The organism is Sulfoacidibacillus ferrooxidans (assembly GCF_022606465.1).
GTDB lineage: Bacteria > Bacillota > Bacilli > Alicyclobacillales > SLC66 > Sulfoacidibacillus > Sulfoacidibacillus ferrooxidans.
Window position 1 is genome coordinate 340,544 of sequence record NZ_JALBUF010000001.1, and the last position, 23,526, is coordinate 364,069.

General features: G+C 43.7%; 20 protein-coding genes. 5 read left to right on the forward strand and 15 right to left on the reverse strand.

The window, feature by feature from the left end; translation table 11 throughout:
* Position 1 precedes the first annotated feature (1 nt).
* The 3 genes from MM817_RS01840 to menB are packed head-to-tail and all read right to left on the reverse strand — an operon-like array spanning position 2 to position 3,792.
* Positions 2-1,441, reverse strand: a complete 1,440-nt coding sequence (locus MM817_RS01840; protein WP_241711731.1) for an isochorismate synthase — start codon at positions 1,439-1,441, stop codon at positions 2-4.
* Positions 1,432-2,940 (reverse strand): o-succinylbenzoate--CoA ligase, encoded by a 1,509-nt coding sequence (gene menE / locus MM817_RS01845; protein WP_241711732.1) that lies wholly within the window; start codon positions 2,938-2,940, stop codon positions 1,432-1,434. Before menE ends, MM817_RS01840 begins: the two co-directional genes overlap by 10 nt.
* Positions 2,941-2,973: 33 nt before the next feature.
* Complete coding sequence (gene menB, locus MM817_RS01850; RefSeq protein WP_241711733.1) at positions 2,974-3,792, reverse strand: 1,4-dihydroxy-2-naphthoyl-CoA synthase; 819 nt, start codon at positions 3,790-3,792, stop codon at positions 2,974-2,976.
* A 168-nt stretch (positions 3,793-3,960) separates the two neighbouring features.
* On the opposite strand from menB, the gene MM817_RS01855 reads away from it, so the two are divergent.
* Entirely contained in the window at positions 3,961-4,860 is a 900-nt protein-coding gene (locus tag MM817_RS01855) for a 1,4-dihydroxy-2-naphthoate polyprenyltransferase (protein ID WP_241711734.1), read from the forward strand.
* Positions 4,861-4,930: 70 nt separating this feature from the next.
* On the opposite strand, the gene trxB is transcribed toward MM817_RS01855, so the two are convergent.
* The 3 genes from trxB to mtnA all read right to left on the reverse strand — a co-directional run bounded on the left by trxB (position 4,931) and on the right by mtnA (position 8,355).
* A complete protein-coding gene (trxB, locus tag MM817_RS01860) occupies positions 4,931-5,872 on the reverse strand; it encodes a thioredoxin-disulfide reductase (protein WP_272879671.1) in 942 nt (313 codons plus the stop codon).
* Between the two features lie 305 nt (positions 5,873-6,177).
* On the reverse strand, positions 6,178-7,287 hold the full coding sequence (locus MM817_RS01865) for an HD-GYP domain-containing protein (protein ID WP_241711736.1): 1,110 nt from the start codon (positions 7,285-7,287) through the stop codon (positions 6,178-6,180).
* Positions 7,288-7,329: 42 nt separating this feature from the next.
* Positions 7,330-8,355, reverse strand: coding sequence for an S-methyl-5-thioribose-1-phosphate isomerase (gene mtnA, locus MM817_RS01870; RefSeq protein ID WP_241711737.1), 1,026 nt, complete (start codon positions 8,353-8,355; stop codon positions 7,330-7,332).
* A 261-nt stretch (positions 8,356-8,616) separates the two neighbouring features.
* Here mtnA and aceA point away from each other — a divergent pair, with 261 nt between their 5' ends.
* A complete protein-coding gene (aceA, locus tag MM817_RS01875; RefSeq protein ID WP_241711738.1) occupies positions 8,617-9,903 on the forward strand; it encodes an isocitrate lyase in 1,287 nt (428 codons plus the stop codon).
* A gap of 169 nt (positions 9,904-10,072) precedes the next feature.
* Here the strand turns inward: aceA and MM817_RS01880 are convergent, their stop codons facing one another.
* The 5 genes from MM817_RS01880 to MM817_RS01900 form a co-directional block, all read right to left on the reverse strand.
* Positions 10,073-10,354, reverse strand: a complete 282-nt coding sequence (locus MM817_RS01880; protein WP_272879672.1) for a ferredoxin family protein — start codon at positions 10,352-10,354, stop codon at positions 10,073-10,075.
* On the reverse strand, positions 10,351-11,658 hold the full coding sequence (locus MM817_RS01885) for an FAD-dependent oxidoreductase (protein WP_241711740.1): 1,308 nt from the start codon (positions 11,656-11,658) through the stop codon (positions 10,351-10,353). The genes MM817_RS01880 and MM817_RS01885 overlap by 4 nt, the downstream gene beginning before the upstream one ends.
* 89 nt (positions 11,659-11,747) lie before the next feature.
* A complete protein-coding gene (locus MM817_RS01890; protein ID WP_241712261.1) occupies positions 11,748-12,782 on the reverse strand; it encodes an electron transfer flavoprotein subunit alpha/FixB family protein in 1,035 nt (344 codons plus the stop codon).
* Positions 12,783-12,891: 109 nt separating this feature from the next.
* Positions 12,892-13,722 (reverse strand): electron transfer flavoprotein subunit beta/FixA family protein, encoded by an 831-nt coding sequence (locus MM817_RS01895; RefSeq protein ID WP_241711741.1) that lies wholly within the window; start codon positions 13,720-13,722, stop codon positions 12,892-12,894.
* A gap of 164 nt (positions 13,723-13,886) precedes the next feature.
* Positions 13,887-15,362 (reverse strand): class I SAM-dependent methyltransferase, encoded by a 1,476-nt coding sequence (locus tag MM817_RS01900; RefSeq protein WP_241711742.1) that lies wholly within the window; start codon positions 15,360-15,362, stop codon positions 13,887-13,889.
* A gap of 123 nt (positions 15,363-15,485) precedes the next feature.
* Between MM817_RS01900 and acs the strand changes: the two genes are divergently transcribed.
* Positions 15,486-17,438 (forward strand): acetate--CoA ligase, encoded by a 1,953-nt coding sequence (acs, locus tag MM817_RS01905; protein WP_241711743.1) that lies wholly within the window; start codon positions 15,486-15,488, stop codon positions 17,436-17,438.
* An 8-nt stretch (positions 17,439-17,446) separates the two neighbouring features.
* Here acs and MM817_RS01910 read toward each other — a convergent pair whose 3' ends face one another.
* Complete coding sequence (locus tag MM817_RS01910; protein ID WP_241711744.1) at positions 17,447-17,773, reverse strand: hypothetical protein; 327 nt, start codon at positions 17,771-17,773, stop codon at positions 17,447-17,449.
* A 92-nt stretch (positions 17,774-17,865) separates the two neighbouring features.
* Between MM817_RS01910 and MM817_RS01915 the strand changes: the two genes are divergently transcribed.
* Entirely contained in the window at positions 17,866-20,205 is a 2,340-nt protein-coding gene (locus MM817_RS01915) for a universal stress protein (protein WP_241711745.1), read from the forward strand.
* Positions 20,206-20,403: 198 nt separating this feature from the next.
* Here the strand turns inward: MM817_RS01915 and MM817_RS01920 are convergent, their stop codons facing one another.
* Complete coding sequence (locus tag MM817_RS01920) at positions 20,404-21,528, reverse strand: hypothetical protein (protein ID WP_241711746.1); 1,125 nt, start codon at positions 21,526-21,528, stop codon at positions 20,404-20,406.
* A 241-nt stretch (positions 21,529-21,769) separates the two neighbouring features.
* Here MM817_RS01920 and MM817_RS01925 point away from each other — a divergent pair, with 241 nt between their 5' ends.
* Entirely contained in the window at positions 21,770-22,099 is a 330-nt protein-coding gene (locus MM817_RS01925; protein ID WP_241711747.1) for a hypothetical protein, read from the forward strand.
* A 57-nt stretch (positions 22,100-22,156) separates the two neighbouring features.
* Here the strand turns inward: MM817_RS01925 and MM817_RS01930 are convergent, their stop codons facing one another.
* Entirely contained in the window at positions 22,157-22,783 is a 627-nt protein-coding gene (locus MM817_RS01930) for a SpoIID/LytB domain-containing protein (protein WP_241711748.1), read from the reverse strand.
* A 75-nt stretch (positions 22,784-22,858) separates the two neighbouring features.
* The gene (locus MM817_RS01935) at positions 22,859-23,419 is read right to left on the reverse strand and encodes a hypothetical protein (RefSeq protein ID WP_241711749.1); all 561 of its coding nucleotides are present in this window, start codon (positions 23,417-23,419) and stop codon (positions 22,859-22,861) included.
* Positions 23,420-23,526: the final 107 nt, after the last annotated feature.

Sequence of the window (23,526 nt, forward strand, 5' to 3'; positions counted from 1 at the left end):
TTCACTCCTGCTCTAACGCCGTTTGCATAGGCAATAACTTCCATTTAGTTTCAGCAAACTCTGCTAACGGATTGGAATCAGACACAATTCCTGCACCTGCAAAGAGCACCGCTTGCTGATCATCGATCAATGCACAACGCAATGCTACATTAAAAGCTCCATCACCTTTTACATCCATGAAGCCCAGAGGACCCGCATAGAAGCCGCGATCCATCCCCTCTTGTGAGCGAATTTCTTGCATTGCTGCACGTTTTGGCAAACCAGCAACAGCTGGGGTTGGATGTAACCGTAACACTAAGTCAAGCACAGTGCTCTCATGTGAAATATCCCCGGAAACAGGTGTATACAAGTGTTGTACATTGGCAAGTTGGCGAATAACAGGTATTTCGGGAAATGTGAGATTACGAACAATATCTTGAACATCTTGTACGATACCATTTAAAACGTGCGCATGTTCATTGCGATCTTTAGAACTCTCAAGCAAATTTCTAGCTAGCTCGCGATCTGCCTGTTCGTCTTGACCACGTATGGTTGTCCCTGCTAAGCAATCAATTTGGATATGGCCGTTTGTACTTTGCACGAGACGCTCCGGTGTCGCACCCATAAATATTTGATTCTTCCACATGACAGCAAACAACACACCGCTACGATACCGCATTTGCAAATCACGTAAAGCAGTTCCCATAGAAAAAGATTGCTTTCGTTGAAGGACAACACGACGTGCTAATACCACTTTTGCAAACTTACCTTGTGTTATCTTTTCCGAGACATCTGCTACTGCCCGTTGAAATACTAAGCGATCCGTCGAGGTTAGCGTTGGATTGACTACTTTAACACGATCCTCTGCTTCTTTGACACGACTTTTGAAACCCTTTTTTTCACATAACATCTGTACTTCGCGCGAAAGCAACTCTACCTCGCTTTGGACGTCTATCTCATGTGTCACTGCAACAGTCATTAATAATGTGGTCCCATGCTCATCGTCGCGAAAAAGTAAATGCGGCAGAGTAAATAGGCCACTTGGCCACATACTCCACACGTCATCGCGCGGTGCACGTGGATCAAAAGCAAGCTCACAAAAAAACTGCACGTGAGTAGCATCTTCTCCGACCAATTGTTTATTTACGCTACTCCAGTATGACCGAATATCATCTAACACAGTTGCATCCTGCCACATCTGACTCACAGTTGTGCCAACCGCTAACATATGTCCAAATGGTTGATCAGCATCGTGCCAAAGCACTTGAAAATCTACATTCAGTTGATTTTGTTCAAATGAATCAATCCAATCAAACTCTCTAGTAAAGCGAATCTGAACACACGCAATAGCTGTTACTCCAGAGTCCATAGCTTGCATTTTTGCGCGAGTCACAGTAGAGATCAATCTCTCTTCATCTTGTTCCGTCCATAGTCGTTGTATTTTCCCTTGATCTATAGCCATGAGTGTAGCTCCCTTCGCAACAACTTACCAGATGCGTTGCGCGGCAATGCATCTGCTGTCACGATGCGCTTTGGCACTTTATATCCTGCCAAGCGCTGTCTGCAATACTCTTCTAGCGCCTCTTGATTCAATGTTGCACCAGCTCTCAAAGTGACAACCGCAAAAGGAATTTGGCCAAATCGCTCATCAGCCATCCCAGCAACACCTGCTTCAACGACATCTTCGTGCGTTAGCAAAGTAGCCTCTATTTCCGCAGGATACACATTTTCACCACCGGAAATAATTAAGTCCGCACGCCGATCAAGTACAAACAGATACCCCTCATCGTCAACGTATCCAATATCACCAGTATAAAACCAACCATCGCGAAACGCTTGCTCGTTTGCTTTAGGGTTATGGGCATATCCTGAAACAATAGTAGGTCCACGTAAAATAATCTCGCCTTCCTGATACGAAGGCACAAGTCCATCTTTACCCATGATGCGCACTTCTGTGAATGCTAATGGCTGACCTGCTGAACCTAACTTGCGCAAGCTATCTTCTAGACCGAGTGTAGCTACTTGAGAATTAGATTCTGTTAAACCATAACTCTGAGACACTGGTACATTTTCTTTTACGCAAACTTCTAAAAGAGAGCGCGCCGCTGGGCCCCCACCTAAAAGGATATTTCGAAGTGTCGTAGGGTAAGCTTTTGTCTTTGCGCGAAGCATCTGTGTTAACATAGCAGGCACAACAGATAGTAGCGTAACGCCATCTTCATCTATCGCCCGATTCACCTCTACAGGATCAAAACTCGCATGAATCATCGCAGTTGTGCCATAGATGACACTTCGCAGCAATACAGATTGCCCACCCACATGAAATAAAGGGAGCGGAGTTAGCCAGCGATCATTTGGCTGCACACCAAGACGAATGGCCGATCCAAGTGCCCCCCACAGATGATTGCCAAAGGAGATTAACGCTCCCTTTGGTAAGCCTGTTGTACCCGAAGTATACATGATACACTGCGTTGCCTTTAGATCAATGTATTCCCTGTACACAGGCGTTACCTGATCGTCCCAGCGTTCTCCATTTAATTCCAAATGAAGTGGAGGTGCATCTTGTAATTCCATAAGTGCTTTTGTTGTTTGCATAGCAAGTTCCCTGTGCGCGGAATCAAAAACCAAGATGCTTACACGTGCATCATGTAACTGAAAAGCTAACTCAACAGGTTGTAAACGCGTATTTAGCGGGACAAGAATGCCTTCTCGTTGAATCACACCGTGAACCGTCGCTGCAAACACAAGACCGTGCCGCGCAAGTAAGGCAATGCGATCCCCAGGCATAATGCCAAGGCTCTTCAATGTTCCCGCGAAAAGTCCCGCACGTTCATACAGTTGACGATATGTCCACTGTTTACCTTGAAACTCAATAGCCAATTTATTGGATATGCGTTGTCGATCCAGCCAATCTGGCACACGTTGATCTACTGCATGCGCAAGCATAGCTTCTATCGCCATGAACCACACCCCGCTCACTTTAAAGTTTGCATGTTAGGGAAGTCGAGGGAATTTCCCGAAATCAGGCGTGCGTTTCTCTAAAAATGCATTTTTACCCTCATGCGCTTCTTCTGTCATGTAATACATCATGGTTGCATCGCCAGCCATTTGTTGTAACCCTGCTAGCCCATCTGTATCCACGTTGAAGGATGCTTTTAAAAACCGAATGGCCATCGGACTCTTCGCTAGAATCTCACGCGCCCAATCAACTGCTTCTTCCTCTAGTGAAGCAAGTGGTACAACTTTATTAACAAGTCCCATGTCAAACGCTTCTTGCGCTGAATACTGGCGACATAAAAACCAGATCTCTTTAGCCCGCTTTGTGCCAACTGTCCGTGCCATAAGTCCTGTTCCATAACCAGCATCAAAACTCCCAACGCGTGGCCCTGTTTGTCCAAATACAGCATTGTCAGCCGCGATCGTTAAGTCGCACACTAAATGCAATACGTGTCCTCCGCCTATCGCATATCCTGCCACAGCAGCGATAACTGCCTTTGGAAGTGTACGAATTTGTCGTTGCAAATCAAGCACATTGAGCCGCGGTATTTCATCTTCACCTACATACCCGCCTTGTCCGCGAACACGTTGATCTCCCCCAGAACAAAACGCTTTATCTCCCTGTCCTGTAAAAATAACCGCCCCAATCTCAGAGTCATCACGCACCCTATTAAAGGCATCACTAAGTTCGGCGACTGTCTTTGGCCGAAATGCATTGCGAACCTCTGGACGATTAATTGTTATCTTTGCGATACCCTCTGCTTTTTCATAAATAATATCCTCGTAGTCATAAACTTTTTCCCATGTTATCATCATGCATCACAACTCCCTATTCAATCAGTATGAGCAGACCGGTAAGTCTCTAAGTCAAAAGTATAACAGACTCATCAGTCTGTGCCAAGATCGTTACTCCTATATACGACTTGTAGGAATGTCCAAGACATGTTATCGTAATTTCGATTTCATTAGAAAGTAGGTTTTGTCATGTTCTCTCATTGGTTCGGAATTTTATGGCGATTAATGCGCCCCCCCACTCTTACAGCCTCGCTGACACCTGTCCTTGTTGGAACAGGTCTTGCATTACAACACACTCCGCTTCGAACAGGACTTTTTATTGCGATGCTTGTCGCAGCCCTTCTCATTCAAGCTGCAGCCAACATGATTAACGAATACGCTGATTTTAAACGCGGCCTAGATACAAAAGAAATGGTTGGCATTTCAGGAACGATCGTACGCGATGGTGTTGCACCCAAAACAGTACTCACTATATTTTTTATTACTATCGCTATTTCGCTCCTCCTTGGTGTCTATATCGCAATGTCCACATCCATATGGGTAGCAGTAACGGGTATCCTTAGTATGGTCTTTATGTATCTCTACTCAAGTGGCCCACGCCCTATTTCATATACGCCATTTGGTGAAATTACCGCAGGGGTATTGATGGGTCCTATCATTGTCTTAATTAGCTATTTTATACAAGCTGGCACACTCTCCATCACAGCAGCCGTTGCATCCATTCCCATCGGCCTTCTCATTGGAGCCATTCTTCTTGCCAATAATATACGCGATCTTGAGCATGATCGTCCCGGTGGACGCAAGACGCTCCCTGTGATTCTTGGACGCACACGTGCCATCACACTGTTGAACTCGGTATTCATCATCTCCTATCTCATACTTGTTATTCTCGTCATCACAAAGACGCTTACCCCGTTTAGTTTAGTAGCATTACTGGCTTATCCATTTAGCGCACGAATTAGAAGCATGTTTACACAAGCAAAAAATTCCACGCAATTGCAGAGTGCATTTAAAGCCACATCCCTTACCTTAATACGATTTGGGTTTCTCCTATTCATCGGACTTATCGTTGGTGCTTCATTCAAATAAAAATCACAAAAAGGAGGATGGGTGTCTGCATGATCGCAGACACCCATCCTCCTTTTAAAACAAGTGAATCTTACGATTGCGCTGTAGTTGCCCAGTCCTGAACGCTTGATCCCTCAAGAAACTTTTCTACATCCATAGCTGCTTTACAACCTGATCCAGCTGCAGTAATTGCTTGGCGATAATGAGAATCTGCTACATCTCCACATGCAAAAACGCCAACAACATTTGTCTCAGTAGTAACGCCATTAGTGTTAATATAACCTACCGCATTAGCATCCAATTGACCATTTAAGAATGCTGTATTTGGTGAATGTCCAATGGCTACAAAAATTCCTTCTGTTTCAATGACACGCTCTTCTCCTGTCGTAGAATCTTTAACAGAAAGACCTGTAACTTTTTTGCCATCAGTTACGACTGCTTGTGGCGCTGAGTTTAAAGCCCACTTAATTTTAGGATTTTGACGAGCTCGATCTTGCATGACTTTTGATGCACGTAGTGAATCACGACGATGAACAATCGTTACTTCAGAAGCAAACTTGGTTAGAAAAGTCGCCTCTTCCATCGCAGAATCTCCGCCACCAACTACAATAATTCGCTTACCCCGAAAGAAAAACCCATCACAGGTAGCGCAAGTAGACACTCCGTGTCCAATCATCTCTGTTTCTCCATCGATTCCAAGCAGTTTAGCCGATGCACCTGTTGAAATAATCAAGGCTTCAGCCTCAAACTTCTCCTCACCATTTACGGTAACTGTAAAGGGCCGTTTGCTTAAATCAACATCTGTAACATACCCAGTATAGAATTTCGCACCAAAACGCTGTGCTTGTCTCCTCATCTGATCCATCAAAGTAGGTCCCATAATTCCTTCTTCAAAACCTGGAAAGTTTTCAATTTCTGTTGTTAAGGTCAATTGTCCACCAGGTTCATTGCCTTCAATTACAAAAGGCTCTAAATTAGCACGCGCCGCATAAATAGCCGCTGTGAGTCCCGCAGGTCCAGTCCCTAATATCATTACGCGATGTTTTTCCACTGTCATGTCACCTCTTGATAAAATATAAGCACCATCATCTGTACATACTTAGAGAGGTTGTTCAAAAAGGGGTCAGAACTCCCCGGCGCATGGCAGCGTCAGCGCCAAGAACGCTCCCTCACGTACCCAAAACGTACGCTCAGTCCACATTCTTGGCTTGCTTCCTTGCACTGCGCGGGTCTTACCTGCCCCCTTTTTGAACAGGCTTTTAGAACGAAACCATTCATCTTTAGTATACCTTATTATATTCGATTGGCAATCACGTCAAAGAGACACTCCAGAGACATTTAATCAATCAAATCTATAACTGCAGCATTTTCTGATTGCGCAATGGTAAGATTCAATTGTTTTGTCAAGTCTACATCCTCTTGTAATGCACCTTCTTTTAACTCGTCTTGAACAATACGAACAACTGGCCGCAATGGGATTTGATCATAGATTGACACAACAATACCGCTTCTCCCATCACTCAACGTAACACTCGTTCCCAGTGGGTATAGTGCAACCCGTTTGCTAAAAATAGAGACTAAATCAAGATCAAATGCAATTCCAGCTTGACTAAACAAATACTCCATCACTTGTGCAGGGACCATACCCGCTCGATATGAGCGATGCATGACCATCGCATCATAAACATCAGCAACCGCTATAATTTTACCAAAAATATGAACTTGATCACCTTTTAATCCCCGAGGGTACCCGCTCCCATCTATCCGCTCATGGTGCTGATATGCACAATGTGCCACAAGATAAGATAGCTCATGTTGTCGACTCAGTGCCTGATGTCCCCATGTCGCATGGCTTTTCATGATCTCCCACTCTGGTTTAGTTAGTTTATCCGTCTTATTTAAGACGCTTTCAGGAACCCACAACTTCCCTATATCGTGTAACATCGCACCTGTTCCCAAATCAAGTAACATTGCGTGTGTCATGCCTAATGCATGTCCTAAAATCAAACTATAAATGGCAACATTCATCGAATGCACATATGTCCCTTGATCATAGCTTGCCACAGCAGCCAGATCTTCACGAATGATTGTTGTATTCTCGAGTACTTCCACTAACGTTCCTACATGTGCTCGCAAATCCTTTGTAAACTGCTGGCCAAGCGCAATACGATCAAATGAACTTCCTTCACTTTTCCAAAAGTTCCATCTCTCAGAAATCGTGTGAATCACCTGTGCTCTTGTTTCCTCTGAAACTATCGCTTCATAAGTGATCCCTTCAGATAATTCATCATCTATGTATATGTACGGGAATTGTTGTTTAATTTTTTCAATATATGTACTCTTAATGGATTGCCCCTGCTGCAGTAAAATGCGCCCTGTCTTATCATACAAAGTTCGTCCCAGCAACATTCCCTCTTGCAACAGGGCTGTTGAAATCTTTCTAGCCAAGCAAAAGAGCCCCCTTCAGTATCTTTGTACAGCATGTATTACTTACAAGAACTTAAAAGGAGGATGATACGTTCCTTTTTCAGTAACGATGGCTGTAATCAATTCGTGCGGTGTAACATCGAACGCTGGGTTGTATACATGTATATCTTTGGGCGCAGTCTGTATTCCTCCCCACTCAATGACCTCTTGTGCTGAGCGCTCTTCTATCGGAATATCTAAACCCGATTGAGTTTTCGGATCAATCGTTGACCATGGCGCGACCACATAGAATGGAATGTGAAAATGTTTAGCCAAGATAGCCACCTGATGTGTTCCAATTTTATTTGCTGTATCTCCATTTGCAGCTATTCGATCGGCCCCAACCATCACGGCCTGAATCTTCCCTTGAGCCATAACTGTAGCTGCCATATTGTCACAGATTAACGTGACATCAATACCAGCTCTTTGCAATTCCCATGCAGTTAACCGTGCACCTTGTAATACAGGCCGCGTCTCATCAGCGTATACATGAATGGTAATTCCTTCTTCATGTGCCACATAAAATCCCGCAAGCGCCGTCCCGTATTGACTTGTAGCAAGTGCGCCAGTATTGCAATGTGTAAGGATTCCCATGTCTTCCTTTATAAATTCAAGCAAATGTACGCCCATCGCCCTACATGCACGCTCATCTTCATCCTGAATGGACTCAGCCTCGCTCTTCAACCGTTCTAACGTCGTAGCAACCAAATCATTGGGATGTCTTTGTGCAACAGCAACCATACGGTCCACAGCCCATGCTAAGTTAACTGCCGTCGGACGAGCACTCTTCAAATATACTGATTGTACATACAACTCTTTATAAAATACTTCATGATCTTTATGTGCGTGTTTTCTAAGCCCTAAATACAGTCCATATGCTGCCGTCATTCCAATCGCCGGGGCCCCCCGCACTTTCATCGATCGAATAGCTTGAAATGCATCTTGCTCATCGTTAACCACAAGATAACAAAGTTCTGCTGGCAATTTTGTTTGGTCAATTAACTGGAGTTTCTCTCCATCAAACACAATCGTCCGAAAGCTAGAATTCATCAACCTGCAACACTTCCTCCACGTGCTCATTTCCCTACATTAAAATACTGATGTCATCATACCAGAAATCGATGAATAGTTACTCAACTTTTTATAAATAGGAATACAGAGACTACATAAATTCTTTGTCACATTTCAGACAAATTTAACTCTTGCCAATATGCCGTTTAACCGTGTTATAATACAGTTATAAAAAATAGAACATAGTAGCACACAGATCGGGTGAAATAACAGGGTGATTTTGGAGAGGGGTTAACACACATGTTACAAAAATTAGTGGCGAATTTAGAGAAAAATTGGGATGAGCAACCGAGATGGCGAGGGATTACAAGAACATATTCTGCTGAGGACGTGATGCGCTTGCGCGGATCACTATCCATCGAACACACTTTAGCACGTAAGGGTGCTGAAAAATTGTGGCATCTGTTGCATACAGAAGAGTACATTCCTGCACTCGGTGCACTTACAGGAAACCAAGCAGTACAACAAGTACGCGCAGGATTAAAAGCGATCTATCTCAGTGGATGGCAAGTCGCAGCAGACGCAAACCTTTCAGGACAGATGTATCCAGATCAGAGTCTATACCCAGCGAACAGTGTTCCTCATGTTGTCAAACGTATTAACCAAGCATTGCAACGTGCTGACCAGATTGATTGGCAAGAAGGACGATCTGAAACAGACTGGTTTGTACCAATCGTTGCAGATGGTGAAGCAGGATTTGGCGGTCCATTAAACGTCTTTGAATTAACGAAATCAATGATTGAATCTGGTGCTGCAGCTGTACATTTTGAAGATCAACTCGCATCTGAAAAGAAATGCGGTCACATGGGTGGAAAAGTGTTAATCCCTACTGCACAAGCCGTTCGTAACCTTATCGCAGCACGTTTAGCAGCAGATGTTATGGATGTTCCTACTCTGATTGTGGCTCGCACAGATGCCAATGGCGCATTCCTTATCACGAGTGATGTCGACCCAAGAGATCAGGAGTTTATTACTGGGGAGCGTACAGTAGAAGGATTTTTCCGATTGCGCGGTGGGATTGATGCAGCGATCGCACGTGGATTGGCCTATGCCCCATATGCTGATCTCATTTGGTGTGAAACCTCTGAGCCAAACTTAGATGAAGCCAAAAAGTTTGCAGATGCGATTCACCGCGAATTCCCTGGCAAGTTACTTGCCTACAACTGCTCACCTTCTTTTAACTGGAGAAAAAAATTAGATGAAGAAACTATCGCGACATTCCAACAGCAAATTGGCGCCATGGGATATAAATTTCAATTTGTAACACTTGCTGGTTTCCATGCACTCAATCACAGCATGTTTGAATTGGCCCGAACATACAAAGAAAATGGTATGGCTGCTTACTCAAAACTACAACAGGCGGAATTTGATAGTGAAGTATACGGTTACACTGCCACACGTCATCAACGAGAAGTAGGCACTGGGTATTTTGATGAAGTTTCGCAAGCCATTTCTGGTGGTATTTCTTCAACTACAGCATTGCATGGTTCTACAGAAGAAGAGCAATTTGTTGCAAATGAAGCCTAGAATATTTTTAAGTTATTATAAATACAAGAAAACTCATTAAGAAGGTGAGCGATGTTAGTAAAACTAGCATCGCTCACCTTCTGACTCATAGGCAACGGGTTTATGCATCTATGCAGACCATTTCATTCAATCTCGCTGTGAGACACGCGTTTCTCTTTAAAAGCACATATTATCCAAACTTGTAAGTAATACCATGACCACCTTTAGGATAAACCCACTCAATGTTATACGTTGGACAACCAATGCGGCACGTTCCACACTCAATGCAATTCTCAAATGCAACACTTGTCATTGACTCTTTGTCCATCCAATGGTAAACATCTGCTGGGCAAAAATCTTGACACTCCTTTGTCTCGCAATGCAAACACACATCTTGATCCTTAATAATGAGATGTGATGTTTCATCTACCTTATAGCGAATCGTGTATAATTTTTCTGCAATAGAGCTCATCCGTTCATCGCCCTCCACCCTTGCGCTCCTAGTTTGACCATATTCATCAATCCTCCAGCAGCTTGAGTTACTCCTCGCATCGCTATTTTCTGTTTATCAGACTTTGGAACTCCATCCACTAAAAGCATTTGATATGCTGCTTCATTGAGTGCCTTTGGAAGTTTATCAAAGGTCAATGAAGGATCAGAATCACTCAGAAAATGATGTAATCCCTTGTATTTTTTCAAGTCTTTATGAACAAACGATTCCTTTACTCGTCGATCATAACCAGCAAGGCCAACACGTGAAAAATCCCCCGTCTCATGCGCTTCTATGATCGCCTCTGCAGCAAATCTACCTGATGTCATCGCAAGATTTGTTCCTTCGCGATGAACAAAGTTGACTAACTGAGCTGCATCACCACAGATCATCCAACCATCCCCAGACAAAGGGGGAATGGAATGAAATCCACCTTCAGGAATAAGATGACCAGCGTATTCTTTTGTTTCTCCACCTTGTAGTAACCTGCGCAACATCGGATGCTGCTTAACACCTTCTAAAAGTTCATACGGTTTTACTCGTTTTTTCTTGAGATCACTAACCATCACACCAACACCAAAAGATAATGTATCTTGATTCGTATAAAGAAAGCCTAATCCCGCCATCCCCATGGTATTGCCGACAAATTCTGTTGTAACGCCTTCATTGCCCTCAAGATTAAAGCGATCCATAATCTTCTCTTTAGGCATAGCAATCACTTCTTTCACTGCAAGCGAAACTTCATTTGGCGACCATTCCCTATGGACGCCTAGCGCTTTACCTAGCAATGAATTTACACCATCTGCTACGACTACAACATTCGCATAGAGATCACCTTGATCGCGATCCGTGCGTACACCGACTACTTTCTCCCCTTCGCGAATTACATCGATGACTACCGTTTCGTAGATATTGAGCGATCCTGCCTGCTCAGCTTTTGTAGCAAACCACTGATCAAACTTGACTCTCAGTCCTGTCCAGCAGTTATTTGGTTCCTTAAATGCTTCGTTTCTGTGTCCTATAGTGACACCCGCTTGGTCACTCAAGATCCACAACCTCTGTTCAATGACTTGACGCTCAAGCGGTGCCTCCTTCCAAAATTCTGGAATGATGTCTTCTAACTGCTTGCGATAAATGACTCCACCAAATATATTTTTTGCTCCTGGAAATTCTCCTCGTTCAATTAAGACAACGTTTAGCCCTGCCTTTGCCATGATATATGCGGCTGCACTACCCGCTGGACCGGCACCTACAATAATTGCATCAAAATGTTCTGTCGCCACCATAATCCTCTCCCCTGAGTGACAAACCATTGCCTCGTGCTCATCGTTATTCCCTCAGATACAAATAAGACGATGATCTAAGCTATTTCCCATTACAGAGCAATCCCGACAGATTCTTGACCATCCTTCTGCGCCTTAATCGCTGTACATAAGGCAGGTACAAGTGTGAATAAATCACCCACAATCCCCAAATGGGCAACTTTAAAAATAGGGGCGTTTGGATCGCGATTGATCGCTACGATCATATCTGCGTTTTGCATACCGACTACATGTTGAACTGCACCAGAGATCCCAATGGCAAAGTACAACTTAGGACGCACCGTTGAACCTGTCTGGCCAACTTGATGATCATGTGTAATCCAACCTGCATCTACCGCCGCTCGAGAAGCACCGACCACACCCCCGAGAGCATCGGCAAGATTCTGAAGCAATGCGAATGCCTCTGGTCCACCAAGCCCTCTTCCTCCTGCAACAATAATCTCCTGATCTTCCAGACTAACGTAATCATTTTGTTCCAAAAAGTCCAGCACTCTAGTTACAATTTCATCTTCTTTCATCTGTGAAGCAATTGGAATAATGTCACCGTCTCTTGTTGGATCAAGTGGCAATGCAAGAAACACGCCAGAACGAGCAGTAGCCATCTGAGGCTTAAACTGTTTACACAGAATCGTGGCTAACATCTTCTCTGAAAATGCCGGTCGACTGGCAAGCAGTAATCGCTGCTCATCAACATCTAGCTGAGTACAGTCAGCTGTTAAACCTGTCGGTAAGTGTGTTGCAATGGCACCCGCCAAATCCCTTCCCGTATATGTTGCACCCATTAAAACAATTTCTGGCTTATACTGGCCAATAACAGTCAGGCAAACTTTGCTATATGGTCGAGTGCGGTAATCTTTTAACTCTTCTGAATCGCACAAGTACACTTGATCGGCACCCCGATAAATGGCTTCCTTGGCAAGTGCAGATACGTTTGAGCCAATCACAAGTGCCGAAAGATGTGTATTTAATTTATCAGCAAGGCGACGTCCCTCGCCAAGTAGTTGCCATGAAACTTTTTTAGCTATGCCATTTCGTTGCTCCACAACAATAAGAATCCCACGATAATCAGACCAATCTTTTTCTGGCATAACGTCTCTAGGAGAGGGGCGCCTAGACTTTGTTCCCACAGTTGTATCCGTTTTGTCTATTTCTGGAGATGTTTTTGGCAAGTCATTCATCTTTATCATTTCCCCCCATCTAGGACCATCCGAGACGTGTCGCCGTCTCGCTTTGCCACAAGCGTTTTGCTATATCGGCAGCAATGGCCTCTGGAGATACACCATCGATCATCTCTGTACTAATTTGACGTGGCTCTGGCACCCATGTTTTAGAAACAATAGTAGGCGATCCTTTCAAACCAATCTTTGAGCGATCAAGATCAGGAAAATCACTGGTAGACCAAACAATGGGTTGATACCGCGCAGCCCTCAACACCCCAGGCAAACTCGCACGGCGTGGTTTATTTAATTCCGTTAACACAGTAATGAGTGCAGGCAGTCGAGTCTCCACGACTTCGACACCATCTTCAAGATGCCGATGTACTGTCACCACACGATTTATTTCATCAATATCAATAACTTTTTCTACATAAGTTAACTGATCATAATCCAGGCGACAAGCAACACCCGGACCAACTTGACCGGTATCCCCATCTAATGTCTGTTTCCCACAAAAAACAAGATCAACTGGCCCATAAACTTGCGCCACCTTTTGTACTGTAAGCGCTATCACATATGACGTAGCTAAGGTATCTGCACCAGCAAAAGCACGATCACTTACAAGGACAGCTTCATCAGCCCCCATGGCAATACATTGTCGTAAAGATTTCTCAGCAGACGGGGGTCCCATCGAAATAATAGTCACTCTAGCTCCATGTGAATCCTTAAATCGCAATGCTTCTTCTACTCCATGCAAATCATAATAATTAACAATAGCTGGAACACCTTGCCTGATCAATGTATTAGTGTTTGGATCAATGCGAATCTCACGACTATCAGGGACCTGTTTAATACACACGACAATATGCATACAGCCACCTCCGTGAATTGCGACATTTTTCACATAACATGTTACAAAATTTTGAACGTTCCCTTAATTATTTTTAGATTACTCCGATCTGTATGATTTAGCAATACTCAATTATTCATGGTATACGATCATCTTCACATAATATATCTATAATTTTTCATTGTTCAAGGTCTAATGGCTCGAATTATTTGATTAGGAAAACGAAGTATCCTTTCCTCTTCTGTGTATTTTTCACACACTAGTAGCCCACGCTGTTTCAGTTCATCAATCATGTCTTGTCTTGCCATAAAAGGCAATGTAGCAAGCTCCTCTTGAAATAATCCCACCCCAAAGATGAAATTTTCTATGACCTTGTCCGGATCCACGTAGTGCGTATTAAATCCATAGTTCACCCACTCAACTTCCACAAAGCCTGCATCTCGAAACTGTTGCACAATCTCATCTGGTTGCTTCAAATAACTACGCGGATTATTTTCATGTCGCTTTTTAGCTGAAAGTAAAATCGGTTCAAACCATTCATAGAAAAAAGGTACGTCCCATGGTGTAAAGAAAGTTGGATGTAAACTAGCAACGGTGGCTCCTGGCCTTGCTACGCGAAAAATCTCCTCCAGTGCAACAACAGCATCTGTAAAATGAAAGAAACCTACACCAAGTACAGTATCAAATGTATGGTCAGCAAATGGAAGGTTTTCTGCAGGAGCCTTTACAAAATTAACCCAATTTGCCCCTAACCGCTGCCGCTTCGTCTCTGCACGTACAATCATACCCGCAGCAGGATCTGCGCAAAAGAGTTGCCCACCCTTTCCCACGCGATTGGCCAATCCCCCACCAAATGTAAATACACCATCGGCGCAACCTAATTCAAGTACGGTAGTATCTGGAAGCACTTTAGAAAAATCTAGAAATTCACTGCGTAATCGCTTAAAATCTGGCCATATATCGTTGGATAATGTATCGTAATCAAAATACAGATTAAATCTAGAGATATGAATCTGTCGAATACGAGTATCTAAATACCCCGTCTCGGCAAGCATCTGCTCCGCTTCACGCAATACCGTTTTACCTTTTTCTGTGATTGTTACACAACGCAACTGATCTTTCATCACCATTTCATAATTGCCAAGATAGGTACCAAACAATAATTCATCATTTAACGAATAATCAATCCATGGTCGATGCCATACTCCAGTCACAAATTCTTTTTCAGGAATACAGCCATAATATGCAAGCGCATGTTGATTTTCATAGCCAGTAACGGTAGTGAATAGTTGAATTAATGGCACAAAACCATAGTCATTCACAAATTGTTCTAGTCGTTCGCAAGCCTTCCTTGCAACATCAACTGTAATCATGGTTAGTCCCAACTCATGATGAGCGATGTACACGGCTGTAGAAGCACTTATTTCATACGTAGCCGTACGCGCGATGCGATCTGGAATTGGTACATCCTGAAATGCTCGTGTGCGTACTTCATCCGTCCAGTGAAGGGCTGCAAAAGCACTTGAAACGTCACGCAGAAACTCCATCACATCTGGCCCAAAACGCAAAGACAGATCGGTTCCAGCAAGCCATGGACTAATGACAAGTCCACGTTGTAAAAAATTGCGCGTTGGTTCTGACAAATCACTAACCTTAAACAATGAAGTGCGCCCTCCCTGCGATAACATATCTAGAGTATAAGTGAAATTCATGTGCAAGAAAATCACATATGATATACTGTGTTCAATGAATTGAAAGATAGATTGTTTCTATAGGAGGCCATCATGACAGAGCCAAATAATCTTGATACTCTATTAAAAGAAAACAGAACATTCGAACCTTCTGCTGCCTTTATCGCGCAAGCTACTGTTACCGATGAAAGCGTATACCAAAGTGCATCTGAAGATCCACAAGCATATTGGGCTCAACAAGCCTCTTATTTATCATGGAGTAAGCCGTTTTCTACCATTTTAGAATGGGATCCACCACATGCAAAGTGGTTTTCTGACGGCGTTCTCAATGTCGCTTATAACACAGTAGATCGCCATAGAGAAAATGGCAGAAAAAATAAAGCCGCCATCATTTGGGAAGGTGAACCTGGAGATAGCAAAATCCTAACCTATGATATGCTAGGACGCGAAGTAGATAAAGCTGCCCACATGCTAATTCATCTGGGCGTTAAAAAAGGCGACCGCGTCGTCATATACCTTCCTATGATTCCAGAACTTCCAATCTCTATGCTCGCCTGTGCTAAAATTGGAGCCATTCATACTGTCGTCTTTGGTGGTTTTTCTGCTTCCTCACTAAAAGACCGAATCATCGATGCAGATGCTAGACTCCTGATTACAGCAGATGCCGGTTTTCGTCGGGGTGGAATCGTCCCTTTAAAACAAAATGTCGATCAAGCCATTATCGATACCCCGATAGAGAAAGTCGTCGTTGTTCAAAGAGTTGGTGCAGACGCGCATTCTACGATGATAGATGGCCGCGATCTCTTGTGGCATAAACTGATCGAGACGATGCCAAAAACCCCTTTTGCGCCAGAGCCTATGCATGCAGAAGATACTCTATTTATCTTATATACGTCGGGAACAACTGGCAAACCCAAAGGCATTGTGCACAGCTCAGCCGGTTATCTCGTGGGTGCTAATACTTCCATGCGCACCGTATTTGACATTAAAGATGACGATGTTTTTTGGTGTACAGCAGATATTGGGTGGATCACCGGACATACGTACCTCGTTTACGGACCTCTGTCCGCAGGTGCAACTGTCGTCATGTATGAAGGAGCACCAGACGCACCCGATCGGCACCGTTTTTGGAACATCATTGAAAAATACGGGGTTAGTATATTTTATACGGCACCAACTTCCATTCGCACCTTTATGAAGTGGGGCCACGATATTCCACAGAGTCATGACCTTAGCACGCTGCGACTGATGGGCACAGTCGGTGAGCCGATCAATCCAGAAGCTTGGATGTGGTACCACGAGCACATTGGACATGGTCGATGCCCTATTGTCGATACTTGGTGGCAAACAGAGACAGGTTGCGCCATGATTGCCCCGCTACCTGGACTAATTAAAACGAAGCCTGGTTCCGCAACAAAAGCAGTCCCAGGAATTGCAGTGGACGTAGTTGACGACAATGGAACTCCAGTAACTCCCGGACACGGAGGCAATCTCGTCATTACAAAACCTTGGCCATCGATGTTGCGAACCGTATGGGGAGATGATGAGCGCTTTCGCAAGACGTACTTTGGACAATTCAGTGGCATGTATTTCCCAGGCGATGGCGCTCATCTTGATGAAGAAAAATATATATGGATCTTAGGTCGTATTGACGACGTCATGAATGTCTCTGGACATCGCATCGGCACGATGGAGGTAGAGAGCGCTTTAGTTGACCATCCAGCCGTCGCAGAAGCAGCCGTGATTGGCCGCGCACACGATGTAAAAGGGCAAGCCATTACAGCCTTTGTCACAGTTAGAGACGGAGTAAAAACATCACCTGAACTCATGACTGAATTAAAAAATCATGTCGTAGTCAAAATAGGTGCGATGGCACGTCCAGAAGAAATTCTCTTTACCGCTGAGTTACCCAAAACCAGGAGCGCTAAGATCATGCGTCGCTTACTACGTGATATCGCAGAAGGGCGTGCGCTTGGTGATACCACGACACTTGCAGATCCTAGTGTTGTCGATTCATTAAAACTTCAGTACCAAGATAAAGAGTAGACTACTATTTATGTGCTTTTTCGTATAAAAGAGGGGGACTGTGTAACACAGTTCCCCTCTTTTATACGACCATTACAACATGTTCCCCCATGCAAACGATCGTAAAATCCGGAATGATCATACCAATGCGGCGTCATATCATCGAGAGCAATATTTTGAAGATAAGCTATACTAGAGTATGTAGGAATCGGAATAGGTTGATGCGATGCACCTGCGGCTGCATCAATAAGATGCGTAGCGAGTGATACGTGATCGATGCGCAGCTGGTTTGTGGCTTCAAACAAGCAACTCAACGCATAGTGAGCCGCTTCAAAACGTGACATTTGCCATAGCAAGATCATTCTCACTCCATGTTAAACATATGATACGCTTCTATCATACCATTCAAAATAGATCAGTTAACGTTTATTTGTCAGGGGTGTCACCATTGTATAATGAACCATTTCGCCGAAAAACTCCTGAGGAGATTCTAAAGGAAATATCAGCTTTACAAAGAGGTCGTCTAAAAATCTATATTGGAGCAGGTAGCGGGACAGGTAAAACCTATCAAATGTTATCTGATGGTCAAGAATTATGCACAACAGGTCTTCGTGTGGCAGTTTCTGCCGTTCACTTTGGCGGAAACCCGGCAACAAAAGAACAAGTCGGTTCATTACAAGTCATTCCTACTTGCATGACGGATGTGGGTGAAGCACAACAAGGAGATTTGGATCTTGACGCCATCTTAGCCTATGCCCCTGATTTTCTTCTTGTGGACGACCTTGCTCACGTCAATCAACTATCAGCTACAAATCGCACACGGTTAAGCGACATTCATGTGTTGCTTGATCATCATATCCATGTCATGACCACTCTCAATATTTATGACCTTGATGAAATGCGAGAAGATATAAAAAAATTAACCGGTATAGAAAGCAATCACACCATCCCGCTTGAAGTATTGGCTAATGCTCATGAAGTTAAGTTAGTCGATGTGGAACCAGACGTTATTCTCGAGCGGCTGCAACAAAATGAACGAAATTCACTGTCTGATACACCAGATGGCTTACATGATCACTTGAGTCAAGATACGCTATCCATCTTGCGAGAACTTACACTGCGCGTAGTCGCAGATGACGTGAATGAAAAGTTAGAATCCTATCGCACATTTTACGGTCTCCCTACAAACTCATCCGTAACCGATCGAGTAATGGTTGCAGTTCAATACAATTCAAATGGCACATTACTCGTGCGAAGAGGGCAACAAATCGCCAACCGTCTCAATGCAGAACTTGATATCATCACGATTGTTGATAGGAAACGAAAACTTGGGCAAGAGGAACGCGCATTTAAAGAGGCCATCACACGACTAGCAGAAAAGATAGAAGCCAACATTACCGAGGTATGTTGTAAGAGACATTCTTCGGTTGCAGACATTCTCCAACATTATGCACAAGAAAAACACATCACACGTATTGTGATTGGTCAATCACATAGGAGTCGCTTTGAGGATCTGACCAGAGGCTCTCTTGTCAATGATCTTCTGACAAAGGCAAAACAAACAGATCTGATGGTGATTTCAGATCGTCGATCGGCTGGAGGGGAACGTCTCCTTTCTTATCGACATCGCAATCTTTCATCAGTTACCTATCCAAAACTAGATGAGCAAAGCTTTCCACAAACGATGAATCATTTAAAGCGTGGCCGCTTCAAAATTTACATTGGCGCAGCACCAGGCGTTGGGAAAACATACACCATGCTGCGCGAAGCACATGACTTAAAAGCACGACACATCGATGTCGTTGGAGGTATTATCGAAACACACCACCGCCAAGGTACGGAGGAAAAAATCGGGGACTTAACGATTATTCCACAAAAAAAGATCCATTTCCGCGGTGGAGTATTTGAAGAAATGGATATGAGTGCAATCCTTGCTCGCAATCCAGAAGTAGTACTAGTAGATGAGTTGGCACACAGCAATATAGAGGGGTGTACTCATCGCAAGCGCTATGAAGATGTTGAAGAACTTCTATCAGCTGGAATATCTGTCATCTCTACGCTCAATATTCAACATATCGAGAGCCTTAATGATACCGTTTTTGAACTGACTGGCGTCAAGGTTCGAGAGACTGTACCTGATTCCATACTACGCATGGCACAAGAAGTCGTCCTTATCGATGTGCCACCGGAAACACTACAGCAGCGCATGCGAGAAGGTAAGATTTACTCAATTGACAAGGTAGAGCAAGCGTTATCTCATTTTTTTAAGCAGGGCAATCTAATCGCATTACGCGAAATGGCCCTGCGTGAAGTGGCTGATCACATCGATGACCGCCTTGAAGCCAATGACGATCGCAGTGCACTGCGCGGACCATGGCGACGAATGGAAGTCATCTATGTATGTGTCAATACAAAGTCAAAGGCAGAGCGTCTCATTCGTCGCGGTTTCCGCACAGCACAACGCTTAAAGGCAACAATGTATGTCACTTTTGTACAGGAACAGCTCATGATTTTAGCAGAAGATAAGGCGCGACTGACACAGTTAGAGGAGTTAACCAACCGACTTGGAGGAACCTTTGTGCGCTTACAAGTTCAACAACCGAGAGATCTGGTTCGCTTGTTAGCACATGATATGGAACAAAAATTAGTCACTCAAGTCTTTTTGGGCCATTCTTCACGAACAAAATACGAAATCATTCAACGCGGGTATTTTTTGCAAAACCTGTTGCGTTCTATTCGCACGATGGACGTCGTCGTCATTGCAGATAATGATGTAGATTCAAAATAACATGCTTATCCATTAAAGTTCTTCTACAAGGGACATATAAAAGAGGGGCACCATGTTTGACGAAATCATCTCCACTGTGCTCCTCCCATACAATCTACCATCCTACTTAATACGGTCATAGATAGCAGAGTATCCTCTCACTATGCTTATAAGCTTGCTTTTAACTTGATCACCATGAAAAGTTGCCCGCGATGCTGTTTAATGCGCAAAGTATCTTTGCACAATACCACTTTTCATCTTGGCCAATGTAGCTGAAGGTCCCACATGATTTTGTAAATAAATAGTGGTAAATATCAGTAACGCAAGGATAGGCGCTGAGTTTGGATCTGTACCTACACCACCTAAAACCCCAAAATCCTGTCCTAAAACCCAAGTTGCTATCAACCAAATCCACAGTACCCACCAAGTAAAATGACTGCGCTTTCCTAAAAGAAAGGACACACTTAGATATAGCATAATCAATATCATGAATGTATTCCAAAATACAGGATGTGCTTCTAGTAATGCAGCGAATTCATTAAGGGTGCTAGCGAGAATATGCGGCTGTGGCATGGAAGCCATCGCCAGTACTGGAGCACTAATTCCTTTAGCAGTCCAAAACAGCTGACTGGGTATAGCCTGCAATACAGCTAAACCTAACCACAGAAATCCGATAAAGCGTTGCATAGGAATTCTCAATAATCCTTGTTCCCACCATGCCATAGGCAATAAAAGCAATAAACCCGCAACTATATAAAAAATAACAGAACCAGGTGTTCCAGATAACCACGTTGCACTACCACTAGCAAATAATCCTCCGACACCTTCCCCAAAGATCCAAATCACGAGTCCCCACCCTATGGATAAAATGATGCCAACTTTTGTCCACAGGCCTATACCTCCTACCAATAATAAAACTCCTATAGCTAGCTGAATCCACATGGCTAACAGATCATAAAAAAAAGGATGTTGTAGCCACAAACGAATTCCAAAAGCCATCCATTCCGTAAGAAATGCAGGTTGAGATGCTGCTGCTGGTTGTACCACTCCAGATATAAACTGGTTACTCATCGCTGGTTGCGCTTGCAATGCCCCATCTAACATCCATAATAATCCTAACCCAATGCGCAATACACGATGACTCATAACCTCTATTTTTTCGTGTTTTTTCACTTTTTCTGTATCTCTTGAAGCCGGCGACATACCGTACATTCGCCATAATACATAGATCGTACCGATCATGGCCGCTAAAGCTATCACGATAAAAAATTGTTGCAACATCATATGATAAAATGCAGCTAGTCCTGTGACGGGTGCAAGACTTGCCCCCATAGTACCCCCCATCTAGGTCATCTCCTTTCACACTATAACTGACTTTAACGATTTACCTAGTTCTACTGTACTTCGTAACTGTAGTTTAGATAAGAGCATTTTTAACTTCACTTTAAACATTTCTGTTACATCTATGGCTCCTTGATAAAGAAAAAGCACGATTTATGTATACGTATAGGAGAGACGAATGTCCAGCGCAGGAACAGCTAAGCCTCATATGGTAAGGAGAGGGAGAATGAATGGAGGATATCATATGACAGAAATGCAAAATAACGTGCAATTGCTTGAGAATTTATCTGACAATCGCACAGCTGATCCATGCTTTTTACCTTTATTTTTACTGTTTGGTCTAGGTGCTAGTAATCAGGCTAGTAGTACGCGAACTGGTGTAAATAATCCCTTTGTAGGTGGTCGCATGTCTCCAACTGTACGAAAAGGGGCACCATATACTGCTCCTCCTGTCATGCAAAGACCCATGTATCCACGTGGACAGATGCCTAATCAGGTCATGACACGTCCACCTGTCTACCCATCTACCATGTCTCCCTGGATGGCTCCAACCAATTCATTTAGAAGAGGTTAAGTGGATTGATGGCAGGAGAGTATACCTCTCCTGCCATCAATCCACGATCATGATCCACTAGGGCGCTTGTAATAACGTTCTTCCTGTAAAATAAAACGCAAGGATCTGCTGATTGTTCATGCCTGCCGTCGCCCAATATTGTGAACCCCACTGCGCCATCTTTTGCGAGTGGTTAAATGGCCAATTTGGATTATTTGGAACACCTGCACGATAATCAAGCGGTCCAATTCCACCATCTGTGTAGGCATATGCATAGGGCCATATATCTTGTATCGCCTGATCGGTTTCTGGTCGACCACTCATATATTTATACTCCTGAAAGTTGGTCGTATTGTCTACGTCAAAAGTAAATCCATCGATCGTGACAGGATGTAACGTATGGTACCAAGCAAACATTTTGACGGCCATGGCTCCCGCGCGTAATGCTTCTACATTCCATTCAGGAATCCATTCATTAGGAAGAACATCAGAGCAATATTCTTGAAATCCAACGGTCTGAACCCAAAGAATTTGACCACGCGGATTATTATTTGCCCGAATCGCAACATGAATAACACTAGGTAGTGCCGTATTATAAATCGTGTGATAGGTGTATGTTTGAGCATGTGCAGGTTCTGAACTTGTGCTTCCAGCAAAAAACAGGATCAGACATAAAGCCATTGTGGCGATCCATGGCTTTTTCATCGATAAAAACCTCCTTACGCCATCATCATCAATTAAAATCCCGTCCATGTCATGTAGAAGACTCAGATCAAAATGCTACTGCGTACGTGAACTCCACGGTGCATAGTTTTGTTCTCCAGGAATAGGTGGCTGCTTTTTTAGTTTTTGTAATTCGGCATAATAGGAAACAAGACCAATATACGTATGACGATGAATATTTCCAAGCATGATCGTCGGTTCATTGCGCTGATTTTGCACAATCGGATTTAACATCACCGGTTGCACTTGTCCAGATTGAACAGGTACATCAAATACGATAGATTCATTGTATCCATCTGCAAATAAGATCGCTGTTACAGTACCCATCTTTTTTACTGGTACAAACCGTCGATCAAGCGGTGTAGCAATGCGTGCGTCATACACTCCTTCACGATTGGTCAGTCCGGATTGGATCAATTTCCCTCGGTCATCGATAATGAGAACACGAGCGCCATCTAATCTCTTCATTTGCACATTGGATACGCGAAACTCCACCGTAGTCCCACGACCAGATACAATGCCAAGGTCCTTTGCCTGCACCTGTGCAGCACTGCTCATCCCAACTTCCCCAGTCGCCAATAAAATACCTGTTACGCATGCGATCGCCCATTTTCGCATCTAAGAGTCCCTTCTTTCTTCTGTGATCAATCATGACCTTTGTATCCTATATCGTGCCAAAGTATCCTAACATCTATCCGGTCTAGTTAATGTATCGAGCAAATTCT